Source organism: Rhizobium sp. FY34 (assembly GCF_005222845.1).
Lineage (GTDB): Bacteria > Pseudomonadota > Alphaproteobacteria > Rhizobiales > Rhizobiaceae > Neorhizobium.
In genome coordinates this window covers 140,476-158,460 of record NZ_STFZ01000034.1, presented here as the reverse complement: position 1 = coordinate 158,460, position 17,985 = coordinate 140,476, and the positions used below count along the sequence as shown (strand labels likewise).

Annotated in this window: 15 protein-coding genes; 9 read left to right on the top strand and 6 right to left on the bottom strand. The window is 61.7% G+C overall.

What is annotated here, in order from left to right; all coding sequences use genetic code 11:
- Window positions 1–107: 107 nt before the first annotated feature.
- Window positions 108–1,103 (bottom strand): L-threonylcarbamoyladenylate synthase, encoded by a 996-nt coding sequence (locus E8M77_RS19785; RefSeq protein WP_246659331.1) that lies wholly within the window; start codon window positions 1,101–1,103, stop codon window positions 108–110.
- A 117-nt stretch (window positions 1,104–1,220) separates the two neighbouring features.
- Window positions 1,221–1,793 (bottom strand): DUF6656 family protein, encoded by a 573-nt coding sequence (locus E8M77_RS19780; protein WP_137132577.1) that lies wholly within the window; start codon window positions 1,791–1,793, stop codon window positions 1,221–1,223.
- A 387-nt stretch (window positions 1,794–2,180) separates the two neighbouring features.
- Here E8M77_RS19780 and E8M77_RS19775 point away from each other — a divergent pair, with 387 nt between their 5' ends.
- From E8M77_RS19775 to E8M77_RS19760, 4 genes are all read left to right on the top strand, one after another.
- Entirely contained in the window at window positions 2,181–3,425 is a 1,245-nt protein-coding gene (locus E8M77_RS19775) for an aromatic ring-hydroxylating dioxygenase subunit alpha (RefSeq protein ID WP_137132348.1), read from the top strand.
- Between the two features lie 30 nt (window positions 3,426–3,455).
- Window positions 3,456–4,535 (top strand): hybrid-cluster NAD(P)-dependent oxidoreductase, encoded by a 1,080-nt coding sequence (locus E8M77_RS19770; RefSeq protein ID WP_137132347.1) that lies wholly within the window; start codon window positions 3,456–3,458, stop codon window positions 4,533–4,535.
- A gap of 82 nt (window positions 4,536–4,617) precedes the next feature.
- Complete coding sequence (locus E8M77_RS19765) at window positions 4,618–5,100, top strand: BA14K family protein (RefSeq protein ID WP_137132346.1); 483 nt, start codon at window positions 4,618–4,620, stop codon at window positions 5,098–5,100.
- 243 nt (window positions 5,101–5,343) lie between these two features.
- Window positions 5,344–5,829 (top strand): BA14K family protein, encoded by a 486-nt coding sequence (locus tag E8M77_RS19760; RefSeq protein WP_137132345.1) that lies wholly within the window; start codon window positions 5,344–5,346, stop codon window positions 5,827–5,829.
- 113 nt (window positions 5,830–5,942) lie between these two features.
- Here E8M77_RS19760 and E8M77_RS19755 read toward each other — a convergent pair whose 3' ends face one another.
- Window positions 5,943–6,941, bottom strand: coding sequence for a transporter (locus tag E8M77_RS19755; RefSeq protein ID WP_137132344.1), 999 nt, complete (start codon window positions 6,939–6,941; stop codon window positions 5,943–5,945).
- A gap of 148 nt (window positions 6,942–7,089) precedes the next feature.
- Window positions 7,090–8,997 carry a PhoX family phosphatase gene (locus E8M77_RS19750; protein ID WP_137132343.1) on the bottom strand — a complete coding sequence of 636 codons (1,908 nt, stop codon included), beginning with the start codon at window positions 8,995–8,997 and terminating at the stop codon, window positions 7,090–7,092.
- 399 nt (window positions 8,998–9,396) lie between these two features.
- On the opposite strand from E8M77_RS19750, the gene E8M77_RS19745 reads away from it, so the two are divergent.
- The 3 genes from E8M77_RS19745 to E8M77_RS19735 all read left to right on the top strand — a co-directional run bounded on the left by E8M77_RS19745 (window position 9,397) and on the right by E8M77_RS19735 (window position 12,491).
- Window positions 9,397–11,175 carry an acyl-CoA dehydrogenase gene (locus E8M77_RS19745; protein ID WP_137132342.1) on the top strand — a complete coding sequence of 593 codons (1,779 nt, stop codon included), beginning with the start codon at window positions 9,397–9,399 and terminating at the stop codon, window positions 11,173–11,175.
- Window positions 11,176–11,385: 210 nt separating this feature from the next.
- Window positions 11,386–12,141 carry a crotonase/enoyl-CoA hydratase family protein gene (locus E8M77_RS19740; RefSeq protein ID WP_137132341.1) on the top strand — a complete coding sequence of 252 codons (756 nt, stop codon included), beginning with the start codon at window positions 11,386–11,388 and terminating at the stop codon, window positions 12,139–12,141.
- 95 nt (window positions 12,142–12,236) lie between these two features.
- Window positions 12,237–12,491, top strand: a complete 255-nt coding sequence (locus E8M77_RS19735) for a hypothetical protein (protein ID WP_137132340.1) — start codon at window positions 12,237–12,239, stop codon at window positions 12,489–12,491.
- Window positions 12,492–12,494: 3 nt separating this feature from the next.
- On the opposite strand, the gene E8M77_RS19730 is transcribed toward E8M77_RS19735, so the two are convergent.
- Together E8M77_RS19730 and E8M77_RS19725 are read right to left on the bottom strand one after the other, a co-directional pair.
- A complete protein-coding gene (locus tag E8M77_RS19730) occupies window positions 12,495–13,739 on the bottom strand; it encodes a class I SAM-dependent RNA methyltransferase (RefSeq protein WP_137132339.1) in 1,245 nt (414 codons plus the stop codon).
- Complete coding sequence (locus tag E8M77_RS19725) at window positions 13,736–14,485, bottom strand: TlyA family RNA methyltransferase (RefSeq protein WP_137132338.1); 750 nt, start codon at window positions 14,483–14,485, stop codon at window positions 13,736–13,738. The genes E8M77_RS19730 and E8M77_RS19725 overlap by 4 nt, the downstream gene beginning before the upstream one ends.
- Window positions 14,486–14,746: 261 nt before the next feature.
- On the opposite strand from E8M77_RS19725, the gene E8M77_RS19720 reads away from it, so the two are divergent.
- Together E8M77_RS19720 and E8M77_RS19715 are read left to right on the top strand one after the other, a co-directional pair.
- On the top strand, window positions 14,747–16,825 hold the full coding sequence (locus E8M77_RS19720; RefSeq protein WP_137132337.1) for a methyl-accepting chemotaxis protein: 2,079 nt from the start codon (window positions 14,747–14,749) through the stop codon (window positions 16,823–16,825).
- Between the two features lie 120 nt (window positions 16,826–16,945).
- On the top strand, window positions 16,946–17,947 hold the full coding sequence (locus tag E8M77_RS19715; protein WP_137132336.1) for a DUF4424 domain-containing protein: 1,002 nt from the start codon (window positions 16,946–16,948) through the stop codon (window positions 17,945–17,947).
- Window positions 17,948–17,985 lie beyond the last annotated feature (38 nt).

The following is a 17,985-nucleotide window of genomic DNA, read 5'->3' as shown; positions in this document are numbered from 1 at the left end:
CGCCTTTGTCCCGTGTGGCCCCCTCATCCGCCTGCGGGCACCGTCTCCCCAAGGGGAAAGGGAGGGTGCCGCAGCCTTTGCGATGCCGTGAGCCCTTATCTTAAGGCTTATCCTTCCCGAGGCGCTGCCGCGCGCAAAAGCCGGTCATTGATCGCTTCGCCCAGTCCGTGCACCGGAATGGAGGCGACCGCAATAGAGGCGGCACCCGTCGCGTCGGCGCGCTTGAGCATGTCAAACAGATTGGCGGCAGCTTCTTGGAGGTTACCCGAAGGGCTGAGGTCGAAGACCGCAACCGCCTCGTCAAAACCCGATACGGGCATGCCGCCAAAGCGGATCAGCGCCTCGCCACCGGCGGCAGAGGTCGCCTCCAGCCGCACGGCAGCAGCCGGCGCATAATGCGAGGCCATCATGCCAGGGGCCTCGATGGCAGGTGCCGCACCTTCCTGGCGCTCCAGCAGGCACCCCAAAAGCGCCTCGATATCTTCTGCCGCCACGCCGCCTGGCCGCAGCAGGCGCACGCGCTCGCCCTCGACCCGGATAATGGTGGATTCCACCCCGACGCTTGCCTGTCCGCCATCGAGGATCAGCGTCAGTTTGTCACCCAGATCGGCAGCCACATGTTGGGCTGACGTGGGGCTGATCTTGCCGGACGTGTTGGCGCTGGGGGCGGCCAGCGGCCTGTCGAAGGCGGCGATAAGCTCTGCGGAAAAGCCTTTCGGCACGCGCACGCCAACCGTATCGAGCCCGGCGGTCGACAGCGCATGAATGCCGCTATCGGGCAAAAGCGGCAGCACCAGCGTCAGCGGGCCGGGCCAAAAGGCTTCGGCGAGACGCCGCGAGATCGGGTCGAAGCGGGCATAGCGCTCGGCCATGGCCAGATCGGACATATGGCAGATCAGCGGGTTGAAGCGCGGCCGGCCCTTCGTCTCATAGATACGTGTCACGGCTGCCGGATTGGTGGCATCGGCTGCCAGTCCGTAGACGGTTTCGGTGGGAATGGCGACGGGCAGGCCTTCGCCAAGCCTTGCGCAGGCTTGCGCGATTGCCGCGTCGCGGTCGCTTGCAATGTCGATAATGCGTGCTGCCATGATGAAGGGTGGCATAGCGCCAAATCTGCCTCAAGCGCAAACTGTTCTTTTGCGGGGCCTGCTCTGGCGGCCTCACAGTCTGTTCATGAATTGCCATTTGCAGACCGCCAGCGGGAATTCCGGGATAGGCTGTCAGAGCTTGGCGATGATCTCGCGCAAAGTCTTGTCTGGCGCACCCAGCATCAGCACGTTTTTCAAGGCCGCCATCGGGTCGCTGGTGCGAAACAGCAGGCCATTGCCGCGCACCGCCCGGTTGATGCGGGTTTCGCCCTTTGCCTCGGCTTCGGTCGCCACGGCAAAATACATGCGCCCATAGCCGGTGCGAATCTGCTGGAAGAAGTCGTCGGTCTCGCCGATTTCCGAGACGAAATTGCAGATGTAGAAGGACCAGGTGATCGGCTTGTTGCGCCCGAACAGGGTGCGCGCTGCCGTCACGTGGCAATAGCCGAGATGCGGGCGCTCATTGAGTGTGCGGCTGAACAGAACCTTGGGAAAGTGGATCGAGCGGTGGAAGCCGTTGATGCGCTCATGTGTTTTTTCGCCGGCTGCCGAAAGCTTGCGCTCGGTGCGCGCCATCACTTCCTCGTAAGTGAGGTAGCGGCGTTCGCTTTCCACCCAGTCGCTCTGCTCGCGGGCAATACGGCCGGTGCGCAGAAACTCCGAATGCGCGGCAGGCTTTGCCTGCGCCGCGGGCGGTTTTGGCACCTTGGCGTCGTAATATCGAAGCTTTGTCTTTGTATTCACGGCGCATATCCCTCTTGCACGCCCAGTCTATGCAATCTTCCTTAACGGTGGCTTGCGTGACGTTTGCGGCAGTGCCAACGTCGGGGTCGACGGCCACTGTCCCATTTGCGCCGTTGCCGGGGATGCATCCCGACGCCCAGCCCTTGTCTAACGGGCTGTTTTCCCGCGATAATGGCAAGGAGGGTGAAGCGCGGCATGTCGCTTTTGTCGTCAATGCGGAAGCGCATGTCGCATTGCACACTGTGTGCTGCACACGCGCCTCGGATATAGATGAAGGGCCTGTGTGCCCTGCGTGTCCGGTGTGCCCGCAGGCTCTGCCTCTCGCTACCGCCTCGACAGGAATGGAAGATGGATATTCACAATACGGTGCTGCGCCAGCTGAAGAACCGCCGCGAGGGCTATAGCCTGGAGCAGCCCTTCTATACCGATCCGGATTATTTCCGCCTCGACATGGAGATGATCTGGTATCGCGACTGGCTGTTCGTCGGGCATGATTGCGAGATCCCGCGCCCCGGCAATTACGTCACGCTGCAGATCGGCGATTACCCGGTCGTCGTGGTGCGCGGTCGCGACAAGCTGATCCGCGCCTTCCACAATACCTGCCGCCATCGTGGCCACCGCGTCTGCACGCAGGAACGCGGCGCCGCCGCAAAGCTCGTCTGTCCCTATCACCAGTGGACCTATGATCTGGATGGCTCGCTGGTCTTTGCCCGCCAGATGGGCGAGGATTTCGACAAGGCGCAGTTCGGCATGAAACATGTCCATTGCGAAAGCGTCGGCGGCTATATCTTCATCTGCCTGGCGCAGGAGGCGCCGGATTTTGCGCCAGTGCGCCAGATGATCGAGCCCTTCATGGCGCCGCATCGGCTGTCGGAAGCCAAGGTCGCCCACCAGAATACCATTATCGAGAAGGGCAACTGGAAGCTCGTCTGGGAAAATAACCGCGAATGCTATCATTGCGCCGGCAATCATCCGGAGCTTTGCCGCACCTATCCGGAAGCGCCCAGTGCGACCGGCGTGCAGGGCGCCGGCGATGATCCGTTCATTTCCGAGCACTGGGCGCGCTGCGAGGCGGCGGGCCTGCCATCCACCTTCACCATGCATGACAGCGGCCAGTTCCGCGTGGCGCGCATGCCGCTGATCCAGGATGCCGAAAGCTACACGATGTCGGGCAAGCGGGCCGTCAAACGGCCGCTGTCGGATGATGTATCGATCAGCCATATCGGCACCATGCTACTGTTCCATTACCCCACGACCTGGAACCATATGCTGGGCGACCATGCGATCTCCTTCCGCGTTTTGCCGATTTCGGCGGAGGAAACCGCCGTCACCACCAAATGGCTTGTGCACAAGGATGCGGTGGAGGGCGTCGATTACGATCTCGAGGAACTGACGCATGTGTGGAACATGACGAATGACCAGGACCGGTCGATTGTCGAGGAAAACGCCTTCGGCATCCGCTCGCCCGCCTATGAGCCTGGCCCCTATTCGCCGGATCACGAGGGCGGCGTGATGCAATTCGTCGAATGGTACACGACCTTCATGACCGAGCGGCTGAAGGGCCACAAGGCCAAGCTTTCGGCCGTGGCCTGAACTCCAGACAATGCGTGACGGTGACCTTTGATGAACATGGCCGTGAACTACCAGCATGTCGACCAGATGCAGCCGTGGAGCGACCGCGCCCATCCGCTTCTGTGCATTTCGGTGACCGTCGAGGCGCCGGATGTGATGACCTTCACCTTCCGCGCCGAAAAAGCCGTCTGGTTCCGCTATATTCCGGGCCAGTTCGTCACGCTGGAAATCCCCGTCGGGCCGGAACCGGTGATGCGCACCTATACGCTCTCCTCCAGCCCCTCGCGGCCCTATGCGCTGTCGGTCACCGTCAAGGCGCAGAAGGACAGTATCGGCACGCGCTGGATGTTCGACAATCTGAAGCCCGGCATGACGATGCGCGCCTATGGCCCGCTCGGGGATTTTTCCTATGTCCGGCATCCGGGTGAAAAATACCTGTTCATCTCGGCCGGCTCCGGCATCACACCGATGATGTCGATGACGCGCGACATGGGCGACCGTGCGCCTTTGTCGGATATCGTCTTTATCAATTGCGCCCGCTCGCCATCGGAAATCATCTTCCGCCATGAGCTGGAAAACCTGTCGCGGCTGATGCCGAAGCTCAATCTTGGCTTTGTAGTCGAACATAGCGGCAAGGCAGAGCCCTGGCATGGTCTGCGTGGCTTTGTTGATCGGGCAAAAATCTCGCTTCTGGCGCCGGATTTCCTCGATCGCACCGTTTTCTGCTGCGGGCCGGAGCCGTTCATGGCAGCCGTTCGCTCAGCGCTGGAAGGGGCGGGCTTCGACATGGCCCGCTATCACCAGGAAAGTTTCCAGCCGGCCATTCCTACCGTCGAGGTGGAAGCTGTGGCGCTGGCTGAGGGTGAAGCGCCGGCCATGGTCTCCTTCGCGCTTGCCGGCAAGCAGGCGGCCTGCAAGCCGGGCGAGACAGTGCTGATGACGGCGCGCGCCAATGGCGTGCGCATCGGGGCGGCCTGCGAATCCGGTCTCTGCGGCACCTGTCGCGTCATGCTGCTGTCCGGCGAGGTGGAGATGAACCACAATGGCGGCATTCTCGATGATGAAATCGACGAAGGCTATATCCTCGCCTGCTGCTCGCGGCCCAAAACCGATATCGAAATCGAGGTCTGATCGACCCCATCGCTGATCTTCCAGGGGAACCACCGCTGTCTTCAGGCGTTAACGCGCCATAACAAGACAAGAGGAAACACCCATGGGTATCATCAGAGGCAAGCTTGCCATGCTTGCAACGGCGCTTGCCGTGACAGTGACCGGCCTTGCGCCGGTAGAGGCCATGCCATTTGCCGCGCCGGCTGTTGCCATGTCGGAGCGACTGCCCGTCATTGACGCACAGTACGGCAATGACCGCCGGGATTACCGCCGCAATAATGATCGTCGCGAAATCCGCCAGGATATTCGCCGCGATGGCTATTATAACGGTCACCGCGGTTATCGCGAACGCCGCCCGGGCTATCGCTACCAGAACGGCTTCTGGTTCCCGCTGGCCGCCTTCGGTGCCGGCGCCATCATCGGCGGCGCCATGTCGCAGCCGCAGGCGCAACACGTTGCACCGGGTCGCTACACATCGGGCCATGTTTCATGGTGCCAGAACCGCTACAAGACCTATCGCGCCTATGACAATACCTATGTGGCCAACAGCGCCGGCCAGCGCCGCCTGTGCAATTCGCCCTACTAGAGCGGGTCTCGACCTGATTGCGATCCGCTCAAAAGTCTGGAAAACGAAAAAATGCCCGGCCGTTCAAGCAACGGCCGGGTATTTCTGTCAGCGTGATGGCTTTCGATGCTTCCTGAATACTGCGTTAAGCTGCGGTTCAGGATGACGCTCCTAAGCTTGATTTTCCTCTGCACGATCAGGACGGATGCGATACGTGCTCCGACTGGCGACGCGCGGACCAGGATGAGGGATGGGAGACTGGAAATGTCGAAGCTGATGAAGAAGATATCAATTGTCGGTTTGTCCGTTGCCATGCTTGCGACGTCCATGCTGCCGACCCAAGCTGCTATGCCGATGGTCGCTGCTCCCCAGGTGGAGAAGCAGGTCGTCGAAGTGCAGTATCGTGATGAATACTGGGATCGCCGCGATCGCTGGGAACGTCGTGAGCGCTGGGATAATCGCTACGATCGTCGTCACGACCGTTATGATGATCGCCGCCGCCATGGCAGCAACAATGCCTGGGTGCCGCTGGCTGCCGGTGCCTTGATCGCCGGCGCTCTGATTGCCGGTTCGGCTGCCGCGCAGCCCCGCTATGCTGCCCCGCCGGCCTACCGTGCGCCGGTGCGCGCCGGCCTCAACCCGCGTCACTATGAGTATTGCGCTGGCCGCTACCGCTCCTACGATGCCTATTCCAATACGTTCCAGCCCTATGGCGGGCCGCGCCAGCAGTGCTATTCGCCCTTCTATTGAGCGAGTTCTGCCTGGAAATCACAAAGCCGTCCGGTTCTGCCGGGCGGCTTTTTTGTTTTCAGCCTGTTTAAGAATTTCCAGTTGCAGCCCGCCAGAGGGAATTCTTGGATAGACTACAAAATGCCGGCTCGCCGCAGCAGCCACCAGGCACCGGCCACCGAAAGCGCGATGAAGCCCAGCGCATAGGCCGTGCCGGTTTCGCCATGGGCAAAGGGCAGGCCGGATGTGTTCATGCCGAAAAAGCCGGTCACCAGCGAGGGCGGCAGGAGGAAGGCGGTCATCAGCGACAGGATATAGAGGTGGCGGTTGGTTTCCGACGAGAGCTTGGAATCGATTTCTTCATGCAGCAGGCGCGCCCGGTCCTGCAGCGCATAGACATCGTGATCGACCGCTTCCAGACGGCTGGTCAGCCGGCCTGCCACGTCATCGAAGCCCGGCGGCAACTCGTCGTCATCGGCAGCGGCTGCCCGTCGCAGCAGGGTCAGCACCGTGCGCAGATGCCGATGCAGGCGCACCACCATGCGGCGCACGGGCGCAAGTCTTCTGCGCTCGTCCTGCGTGGTTGCGCCAAATACCACATCCTCGATCTGGTTCAACTCTTCCGTCAGTTCGATCACCAGCGCAATCAGAGCGCGCTGGAATTCGGCGACGATGGCCTCGAAAATATCGATCGGCTGGCGATAGCGGGCGGGGTTCTTCTCCACCGCCGTGCGCACCCGATCGATGGAGCGCAAGGGCTGCAGGCGGGTGGTGACCAGAAGATTGCCGCAGACGGCGAAATGCAGCCAGCCGATATCGCGAGTTTCCTCGTCAAATTCGCGCTGGAAATCCACAAGCGTGCCATAGATCATGCCGTCTTCCAGCGTGATCGAGGCATGCGTCTCATGCGTCGTCAGCGCGCTGATGATAGCAGGCGGCAGTTGCGGAAATTCCTCGAGAAACGAGGTGACGCGGCTGTCGGCCAGATTGAGATGCAGCCAGCGAAACCCGTCGCCCTCGAACACCAGATCCTCGCGGGTCGCATCCGGCGGCAATCTCTTGCAGGCGCGTGTCTGGCTGTTGAACTGATAGGCCCAGACGAGCCCTGGAATGGATTGGACGATGGAGAGCATGGACGGGTTCCTTCGCTACTGCAGCATCTATTCACGGGATGCGGTGGGCGGCAAGAGTCATCTGCGGCCATGATGATTGTCAAAAAGACCCGAACGCAAAAGGCGCGCCGGATGCTCCAGCGCGCCTTCCTGGTAACGTGATGGCCTATCAGCCGATCATTGCATTGTCGTTGCGCTTGACGGCAATCACCGTGGAGCGCGGCAGCTTGCCTTCGCCATCCGGGAAGGGCGCGTCAGGATGCTGGATGCCGACGAAATGCGTGCGCTTGTCGGCAGACCAGGTCTGGCCGGTCACTTCAGAACCCTTCGGTGCCGTCAGGAAGCGCTCGATGCGGCCGGTTGCCGGGTCGCCTGCCAGCATCTGGTTATTGCCCTGGCCGGCATAATCGCCTTCGTTCGAATCTTCGCCGTCCGTCTGGATCCAGAGCAGGCCGGTTGAGTCGAACATCATGCCGTCCGGCGAGTTGAACATATTGCCTTCGTTGATGTTCTGCGATCCGGCATAGGCATCCTTGTGTACCGACGGATTGCCGGCCATGCAGAACAGGTCCCATTTGAACTTGCCATCGGCATGGTCGTCATTTTCCGGGTACCAGCGAACGATCTGGCCGTAATTGTTCTTCTCGCGCGGGTTGGCGGCATTCAGTGCCAGAACATCGCCGCCGGCATTGGCGCGCATCTTGCCGTCCTTCATCACGGCGCGGTTGCTGTTATTGGTCAGCGCGCAATAGGCTTCGATGGCGACCGGGTTGATGGCAACCCATTCCGGGCGGTCCATGGTGGTGGCGCCGACCTTGGAGGCTGCCTGGCGGGTGAAGACGCAGATTTCGTCGATCTTCATGCCGGTGGTCTCAGGCGTCAGGGCCAGCCATTCGCCGGTGCTGTCGTCGGAGAACTTGGCAACGTAGAGCGTGCCTTCGTCGAGCAGCTTGGAGGTTTCGCCGCCCGGTACATAGATGCCGTTGGAGACGAACTTGTAGAGGAATTCGCCACGCTCGTCGTCGCCCATATAGACAACCACGCGACCGTCGCGGGCAATCACGACAGCAGCATTTTCATGCTTGATGCGGCCGAGAGCCGTGCGCTTGACCGGAACCGACTTGGCATTCGACGGGTCGATTTCCACGACATAGCCGGCGCGGCGCGGTTCATTGGGGTTCTTGGCGACATCGAAGCGCTCGTCGAACTTTTCATAGGCATAGCGGGTCTCGGCAACAATGCCGTAACGCTTGTAATCGGCCGGCAGCTTGAACTCGGCATTGGTCGTGCCGTAGTAGCCGTTGAAGTTTTCTTCGCAGGTGAGGTAGGTGCCCCAGGGCGTGCGACCGGCGCCGCAATTGTTGAAGGTCCCGAGACAGTCGGTGCCATTCGGGTCGGCAGCGGTCTTGACCAGTTCCGAGCCGGCAGCCGGGCCGGACAGTTTCATCGGCGTGTTGTGGTGGATACGGCGGTTGAACGGGCTGTCGACAACGATCTGCCAGCCGTTTGCGCCTTCGGCCACTTCCATCACGGTAACGCCCTGCATGTTCTGCAGAATGCGCACTTCATCGGCATTGGCCGGATTGCCCTTTTCGCGATGCGGCAGGTTGATTTCCGGATTCACATATTCGTGGTTCACGGCGATCAGCTGGTGTTCGCCAACAACGAAGAGTTCCATGCCATCGGTGTTTTCACCGAAAACCTTGTCGGAATTCTCAAGGCTGACGCCCTTTATCGGATCGACGTCTGCGACGTTCGAAAACAGCGGCTGGCCCCACTTGGCAAGCGGCTTCCACGAATAGCCTTCCGGCACGTGGATCGTATGGTCGGTGGCAATGCCAACCGGCTTGAACGGGAAGCGCGAGGCTTCCTGGGCCTGAGCCGATGTGGAGCTCATTAGGTTGCCGAGCGTGCCCATGGCGGCTGCGGCCGAACCGAAGGCCAGAACGCTGCTGAGGAAGCCACGACGCGAAATGGCGCGTTCAACCACCTGGTCGAAATCTGTTTCAGCCGGCGGCGGGTTCTGCAACTCGTCCCATGCGTCCCAGGACAGCTGGCTCTTGTCAATCTCGGTCATCGTGTTCTCCCCATTGTGAGATTTAGAAGGGTTCCAGTTCCGTTACCCTGCAACCGATGACAGCGGTGTGACACTGTGCACACCAAAATTCTCTTGAACGAACCTGTGATCGAACCCGCCTTCAGCCTCACGGTTCCACAGCCTCTATGCGTGTTATTGCGCATGCTTTGCCGCGCAATCACTTGGCGCCGTCAAACCGGCAAACACGCGGAAATTCCCCTCGTCGCACCGGTGCCCGCTGCCGGCAATGAATGTATCGCCGCGACCATTGGTCTGTGCCAGAGCCCCGGTGAAACAGTTGACGTTTACGTAAAAATCAATTAGCCCGAAGACATCATGTCTGCGCCGGTCTGGATGGAGGGCGGGCGCAGACTATGCCAGTACTGAGGAGGAACTGTCATGTATAAGGCGCCGGTCGAAGAGATCGCCTTCACCCTCAACCATGTCGTCGGTCTGTCGCGCGCAATCGCTGACGGGAAGCTCACCGATCTGAGCGACGACCTCGTGGAGGCCATCCTATCGGAAGCGGGACGTTTTGCCACTGATGAGGTCGCGCCACTTGGCGCTATCGGCGATAGCCAGGGCGCAAAGCTGGTGGATGGCAAGGTCATCGTGCCCGAAGGCTGGGCTGGGCTCTATCGCCAATGGGCCGAAGGTGGCTGGAATTCGCTCACCGCCTCGCCGGAATTCGGCGGACAGGGGCTTCCGCATATGCTGAATGTCGCAGCGCTCGAAATGTGGAATTCCGGCTCCATGGGCTTTGCGCTCGGCCCCGTGCTGACGATGGGCGCCGTGGATGCACTGACCGCCCATGGTTCCGACGCGCTGAAGCAGACATTCCTGCAAAAGATGGTGTCAGGTGAATGGATGGCCACCATGAACCTGACGGAGCCGCATGCCGGCTCCGATCTCGGCGTGATGAAGAGCCGCGCGGAACGCCGTGACGATGGCAGCTACCGCATCTTCGGCCAGAAGATCTACATCACCTGGGGTGACCATGAGGTCACCGACAATATCATCCATCTGGTGCTGGCGCGCCTGCCAGATGCGCCGGCGGGAACCCGCGGCATCTCGCTCTTCCTCGTGCCGAAATTCCTTGTGAACGCGGATGGCGCGCTTGGGTCCCGCAACGATCTCTACTGCCATTCGCTGGAACACAAGCTCGGCATTCATGGCTCGCCCACCTGCACGATGATCTATGGCGATGGCAGGTTCGGCAGCGAGCCGGGCGCCGTCGGCTATCTGATCGGCGAGGAGAATAAGGGGCTGGCCTGCATGTTCACCATGATGAACGTTGCCCGGCTTGCGGTTGGCATGCAGGGCGTTGCCATCTGCGAGGCTGCCACCCAGAAGGCGATCCAATATGCCAAGGATCGCACGCAGGGCAAGGCGCCCGGCTGGACCGGCACCGGCATGTCGCCGATCATCGAGCATCCGGATGTGCTGCGCATGCTGTTGACCATGAAGGCGCTGACGCAAGGCTCGCGCGCCATCTGCTACACCTGCGCCCACGCAACCGACATGAGCCATCATGCGGATGGCGAGGAGGCGCGGTTCTTTGCCGAGCGCGCCGCGCTTCTGACACCGATTGCCAAGAGCTTTGCCACCGATGCCGGCGTCGATGTCGCCTCGCTCGGCATCCAGGTGCATGGCGGCATGGGCTTCATTGAGGAAACCGGTGCCGCCCGCCTCTGGCGCGATGCGCGCATTGCGCCGATCTATGAGGGCACCAATGGCATCCAGGCCGCCGATCTCGTCACCCGCAAGCTGCCGCTGTCGGGCGGCGCGCAGGTGCGCGGCTTCATCGGCGAGCTGAAGGCTATCGCCGATCAGGTGCGCTCATCCAATCTCGATGGTTTTGGCCATACGGCAGATCGCCTTTCGGCAAGCCTTACCGATCTCGAAGAGACGACCGAATGGCTGCTGGTCCAATTGTCTTCGGGCAATATGACGGCAGCTCTCTCTGGTGCGACGCCCTATCAGCGGCTGTTTGGCCTTGCGCTCACCGGCGCCTATCTCGCCAAGGGGGCGCTTGCCGATGAGGAGCATGGCCGCGACCAGCGTCTGGCGCTCTGCCGGTTTGCGGCGGAAAACCTGATTGCCGAGACGGGGGCGCTGAAGGACCGCGTCATCCACGGTGAAGCCAGCCTGACGGCGGCGCGGGCGGTTTTGGATTAAGACCCCGCCCCAAACCCCTCCCCACAAGGGGGAGGGGCTTAACCTGCGGCCCGGCTGTGATCCCAAGCCACAGCGTTGAATTGGTCGAGCGAGTGGCCACCGCGAGTCTTCTCCCCCCTGGTGGGGGAGATGGCCGGCAGGCCAGAGAGGGACTTTTGGTTCGAAACAGCCTCGCGTCTTGTGATGGCAGGCAGCAACTGGAAACGCAAAATGACCGACCACATCCTGATCGAACGCCCCGAAACCCATCCCGGCGTGCTTGTCATCCGCTTCAACCGGCCCGACAAGAAGAACGCCATCACATCTGCCATGTATCGCAAAATGGTCATGGGCCTGCATGAGGCGGGGCATGATGGCGCCATCAGGGCAGTCGCCTTTCTCGGCAGCGAGGGCTGTTTTTCCGCCGGCAATGATATGGGCGATTTCCTCACCTATGCCATGTCGGGCGACAAGGATCCGCCGGCTGCCGTCGATTTCCTGAAAGTGCTCGCAAGCTATGGCAAGCCGCTCGTCTCCGGCGTCGATGGCCTGGCGATCGGCATCGGCACGACGCTGCATCTGCATTGCGACCTGACGGTCGCTTCCTCCCGCAGCCTGTTCAAGACGCCTTTCGTCGATCTGGCGCTGGTGCCGGAAGCGGGCTCATCGCTCATCGTGCCGCGTATCATGGGCCATCAGCGCGCCTTTGCGCTTCTGGCCGCCGGCGAAGGTTTTTCCGCCGAGGCCGCGCGCGAAGCCGGCCTGATCTGGAAAGTCGTCGCGCCCGATGAGGTCGAGACCGAGACGCTGAAGATCGCCGCATCGCTGGCCTCAAAGCCTGCCGGCGCCCTGAAGATCGCCCGCGATCTGGTGCGTGGCTCGACGCATGAAGTCCTCACCCGCATTGACGAGGAAATGGTGCATTTCTCCACACAACTGCGCAGCGCCGAGGCACGCGCCGCCTTCGAGGCTTTCCTGAAGCGATAGGAAGAGACAGGCTTGCGGTCTGCATTCACACCAGATTAATCTCGAGCGTAGAAGACTGCGCAGCTATGCAATCCTCACCTGTCCGGGAGAATACCATGACCAGACTGATGGCCGGTCTCACGATCCTCATGATGGCGGCCACCGGCGCATTGGCGCAGCAGGGGCCGAATACGCGGGTTGATACCAATGATGGCAACAAGCAGCGCCAGCGCTATATCTGCATCGTGCAGGCACCCCCCGGCGCAAGAGGCAAGCTTGCCAGCATCTGCCGTGCCGATGCCGGTCGGGTGGGCGGCAGCTGCCGCTGCCCGAATGTCACCGGCAGCGGCACATTGCAGCTCGGGCGCTGACGCCTATTTTTCCAGAAGTGCCACGGCTTCCACATGCGAGGACCAGAGGAACTGGTCGATCGGCGTGACAGAAGTGATCCGGTAGCCGGCCTCGACCAGGATGGCAAGGTCGCGGGCAAGGGTGAGCGGATTGCAGCTGACGGCGGCAATCTTCTTCACGCCAGAGCGGATCATTTCCTTGACCTGAACCTCGGCGCCGGCACGCGGCGGGTCAAAGACAATCCCGTCATAGATTTTCAGTTCCTGCGGCATCATTGGCCGACGGAAGAGATCGCGTCTTTCCACCGTCACCGGCTTTAGCCCCTGTGCGCGGCGCGCGGCCTGGTCGAGTGTGGCAACCGCCTTCTCGTCGCCTTCCACCGCATGCACCTTGGCATGGCGGGCCAGCCGCAGCGCAAAGGTGCCGGAGCCGGCAAACAGGTCGATGATACGCTTGGATTTGGCAAAATGGCCGGCCAGCAGCGCCGACATGGCCTCTTCGGCCTCGCGGGTCGCCTGGGTAAAGCCGCCGGGAGGAGGGGAGACCAGCACGCCGCCAAAATCCAGCTGCGGCTTCTGCGGCTCCACCAGCGTTTCGCCATTCACCGAAACTCGGGCAACGCCCTTCAGCGTCAGCACGGTTTCCACCACGGCGCGGCGCTGGCTGTCTTCGATCTTCTTGAAACCCTCTGCGGCAAGGTCGAGCCCGCTTTGCGTTTCGGTGACGGTGAGGCGGAAGGTCTCGGAGCCCTGCGCCAGGGCCGCGGCTGCCGTGCGGATGAGGTTCAATCGCCCGATAATGCCATCGGACGAGATGGGACATTCGACGATCGACACGATCGTGTGGCTTTCGCCGCGATTGAAGCCGAGCAGCAATTCCTTCTCGGTCTTGCGCACGGAAAATACCACGCGCCGGCGCTGGCGGGGTGCCGCTGTCACAAGTTCGCCGACCGGCGGCTCAAGACCCTTGGATTTCAGCGCATCGACGACCAGCTGCCGCTTGAAGGCGTGATAGGGCGCATCGGCCAGATGCTGCAGCGAACAGCCACCACAGGCATCGCCCTCGGGGCCAAAATGGCGACAGAGCGGCGCTATGCGCTCCGGCGCGGTGACCGAGGTGGACATCACGGTGCCCTGGTTGCCGACGCGGGCAATCGCCACGGTTTCGCCGGGCAGCGCAAAGGGCACGAAGATCGGGCCGTCGGCACCATGGGCAATGCCATGCCCTTGCGCGCCAAGCCGTGTGATGGTGACGGTTTGCGTGCTCATGGCTTGCGTCCACCCAGCAGGTATTCGACATTGCCGTCGCCGCCGGAAATCGGCGAGGGGATGAGGCCAATGCTCACCCAGCCCATCTCCTCGACAAGCCAGCGTTCAAGGTCGGCGGCCACGTCCGGTGCCGTCTCCGGGTCCTTCAATAGGCCGGCCTTGCTGACGAAATCGCGGCCCGCCTCAAATTGTGGCTTGACCAGCAGCACACAGACCGCGCCGGGTTCGGCCATGTCGAGCGCCGGCGGCAGCGCCAGTTTCAGCGAGATGAAGGAGACGTCGGAAACAACCATGCCGATCTCGTCATCGCCAATGTCGTCGCGCGTCAGGGCGCGGGCGTTGAGGCCCTCAAGGCTGGTCACGCGCGGGCTGCCGGCAATGCGGTCATGGATCTGGCCATGGCCCACATCAATGGCCACCACATGCGCCGCCTGGCGCTTCAGCAGCACTTCGGTAAAGCCGCCGGTCGAGGCGCCGATATCGAGACAGTTGAGGCCGGCGGGATCAAGCTTGAAGTGATCGAGCGCGGCCACGAGTTTCAGCGCGGCGCGCGACACATAGTCCTGCGCCGGGTCGTCGATGGAAAAGGTGGCATTCGATGCCACGACCTGGCTCGGTTTCAAAACCGTCTGGCCGTCAACCTTGACGGTGCCGCGCAAAACGGCGTCGCGGGCGCGGGATCGGCTGGCGAACAGGCCGCGAGCCACGAGAAGCTGGTCTAGTCTGGGAGGTCCGGAAGATGTCATGCCCCGTCCATGCCGCTCCTTTGGCCTGCGTGCAAGAGATTTCGGTGACAAAGCCCGGTTTACCGCTCTATGACCCCGCCAATTGCCCGCGGCTCTCCGCCCTCAAACCTGGCAAAATGCAAGTTTGACTCGGGTTTCGCGTGCTTTTTTGTGCGAACAACCCAAGAGTGTTGTGAACTGCCCTCCGCAGGCAACGCAATATTAACGTCCATCGGATTCTTTAGGAGCCTATTATCACCAGCTCCAAGAATGCGGTGCCCCATGTTGTTGAAAAATCTTTCATTGAACAAGAAGCTGATCAGCACGTTTCTCGCTCTGATGTTTGTCTGCCTTCTCGCCTCCGCCATGGTCTATTGGCAGGGCCTTCGATCGACGGATGCCTCGCGCGGGCTCGCCCAGTCGCAGCTCATTTCATCTGCCGTATCCGATGCCATGGAAGCGCAGCTGGAGCAGGCGTTGAACCAACGCGGCTTCATCCTGTCGGGTAGCGACCAGATGGCAGGTATCGTCATGGCCAAGCGCACGGCGCTGGTTGCGGCCCTCGACAAGGCCACCAGCCTGTCGTCCGCCTATCCGGACATTGCTGCGACGCTTGCCGATATGCGCCGCGGCGCCGATGGTTTTCATACCACGCGCGTCGAGCCTGAGCTTAAGGCGCGCAAGGAGGCAACGGGTGCTGCGCTGGAAAAGATGATCCAGTCCTCCGGGGAAATCTCGCCGCAGCTGAACGAATTCCGTGCCGCAGCGGCCAAGGTGAAGACCCAGATTGGCAACTTGACCGGCCAGAAGCTGGCCGAGCAGAATGCTGCGCATATGACGCTTCTGTGGACGCTGATTGTCGGCGGAGCCGCAGCCGGCGTGATCTCCGTGGCACTCATCTGGCTTCTGTCGCGGGCCATCGTCACGCCGATCGTCGGCATGACGCGCGCCATGACGGCACTGGCCGCCGGCGATAACGGTATCGAGGTTCCTGCCCTTGGCCGTGGCGACGAAGTGGGTGAAATGGCCAAAGCCGTCGCCGTGTTCAAGGATGCCGCCATCGAAAAGCTGCGCCTGTCGCAGCAGGCCGATGAGCTGCGCCAGACCAGCGAAGTGGAACGCCAGTCGAACGACGCTCGCAAGGCGCGCGAGGCATCCGAGGTCGATTTCGCCATGAATTCGCTGGCCCATGGCCTGTCGAGCCTTGCCGATGGCAATGTCTCCTACCGCCTGGAAAAGCCCTTCGCCGACCATCTCGACCGCCTGCGCGTCGATTTCAACCAGGCGCTCGGCAAGTTGCAGGATGCCTTGGAAGGCGTTGGCCGTAACACAACTGCCATTCATGCCGGCGCTGCTGAAATCCGCGCCGCCACCGATGATCTGGCCAAGCGCACCGAACGCCAGGCAGCCTCTGTCGAGCAGACGGCGGCCGCTGTCGAGCAGGTCACCACGACGGTGCGCGAATCTGCCAAGCGCGCCGAAGATGTCGGCCAGCGTGTCGAACGTGCCCGTCTCGGGGCCGAGAAATCCGGCAATGTGGTGCGCCGGGCCGTCGGCGCCATGGAAGGCATCGCCAAGTCATCGAACGAGATCATCAGCATCATCAGCGTTATCGATGATATCGCCTTCCAGACCAACCTCCTGGCGCTGAATGCCGGTGTCGAGGCAGCACGCGCTGGTGAAGCCGGCAAGGGCTTTGCCGTTGTTGCCCAGGAAGTGCGCGAACTGGCGCAGCGGTCTGCCAATGCGGCCAAGGAAATCAAGGGCCTCATCACCAATTCCAGCCAGCAGGTGGATGCCGGCGTGGCGCTGGTGGGCGAAACCGGCGAGGCGCTGGAAGCCATCGTCGTCGAGGTTCAGGAGATCAACGAGAACATCAAGGCGATCGTGACCTCCTCGCGCGAACAGGCAACCGGCCTGCAGGAGATCAATACCGCCATCGGCGTGATGGACCAGAACACCCAGCAGAATGCCGCCATGGTGGAAGAACAGACAGCCGCAAGCCATGCGCTGGCCCGCGAGGCAGGCGAGCTGAACGATCTGCTCAGCCAGTTCAAGCTTGGCGCTGCGGTCGAAAGCCGTCAGGCCGCCGGTCAGGGCGCGTCGTCAAGGCCGCCGGCATCGTCTTCCTTCACCGCTGCCCGTGCGTCCACGACGTCCGCATCCGCTGGCCAGTTGCCGCTCCGCAGCGCCGCCAAGCCGTTGACGAAGCCCGCCATCGGGCGTGGCCCGGTGGCAGCCCCTGCCTCGGCGCGGCCGGCGCCATCGCCGGCCAATGCCCTGCATGGCAAGCTCGCCCAGGCCTTTGGAGGCTCTTCGCCCGCAGCAAAGCCGGCGCAGGACAATTGGGAAGAATTCTGATCCCGATCGATAGGAATGCGGGAAGGGGCCGGTCGCAAGACTGGCCCCTTCTCTTTTAGTCACTTGCGAAACAAGGAGCGGCGGTTAGTCTGCAAAGCCTGTTGTGCTTGGGGGGAAACCATGACCAGAACCGCACTCTATGTTTTTACGCTGTGCGCCTTTGCCGCGCCGGCTCTTGCCAATGATACGATGGCTGAGCTGAAGACAGGCGGTCTCGTCTATGTCGAGACCTCCGATGTGGCGATGGAACAGGAAGATCTTTACCTGTCGATGACTGAGGTGCGGGTCGATTATGTCTTCCGCAACACATCCGACAAGGACGTGGACAGCGTCATCGCCTTTCCCATGCCCGATATTCAGGGTTCGCCCGACGGCATGATCGCGATACCCGACATGGAGGTCGACAATTTCCTCGGCTTTGCGGTGCAGCAGGATGGCAAAACCATTCAGCCGGCGCTCGACCAGCGTGTGACGGCGCTGGGCGTTGATCGCACCGAGGAATTGCGCAAGGCAAATGTGCCCTTGCTGCCCTATAGCGATGCGACGGCATCGGCCATAACGCAGCTTTCCCCGGACATGGTGCAGGACTGGATCGCCAAGGGTCTGCTGTTTGCCGATACCTATGATGCGGGCAAGGGCTGGACGACCGATTACCGGCCGCTCTGGACCCTGCATTCCGCCTATTGGTGGAAGACGCGCTTTGCGGCCGGAAAACCCGTACGCGTCAGCCATCGCTACAAGCCAAGTGTCGGCGCAACCGTTGCCATGAGCTTCATCAGCGAGGGAAAGCCCGGTTATTCCTACGGGGAATACAGGCAGCGTTTCTGTCTGGACGATGCCTTCATGAAGACGGCGGCAAAGCTGGAAAAGGCCGCCGCCAGCGGTGGCCCGAACTATACCGAGGCCTGGATCTCCTATGTGCTGAAGACGGGCGCCAACTGGGGCGGCTCAATCGGCAGGTTCACGCTCACCATTGACAAGGGTGACCCGAAGAATTTCGTCAGCTTCTGCGGCGAGGGCGTCAAGAAAACCGGGCCGACGAGCTTTGTTCTGGAAAAGCAGGATTTCACTCCGGAAAAGGATCTGGACGTGCTTTTCCTTGTCGCAAACCCGGCCAATTGACCGGAATCGTCTCGACGCCCCGGAGCCTGCACAGAATA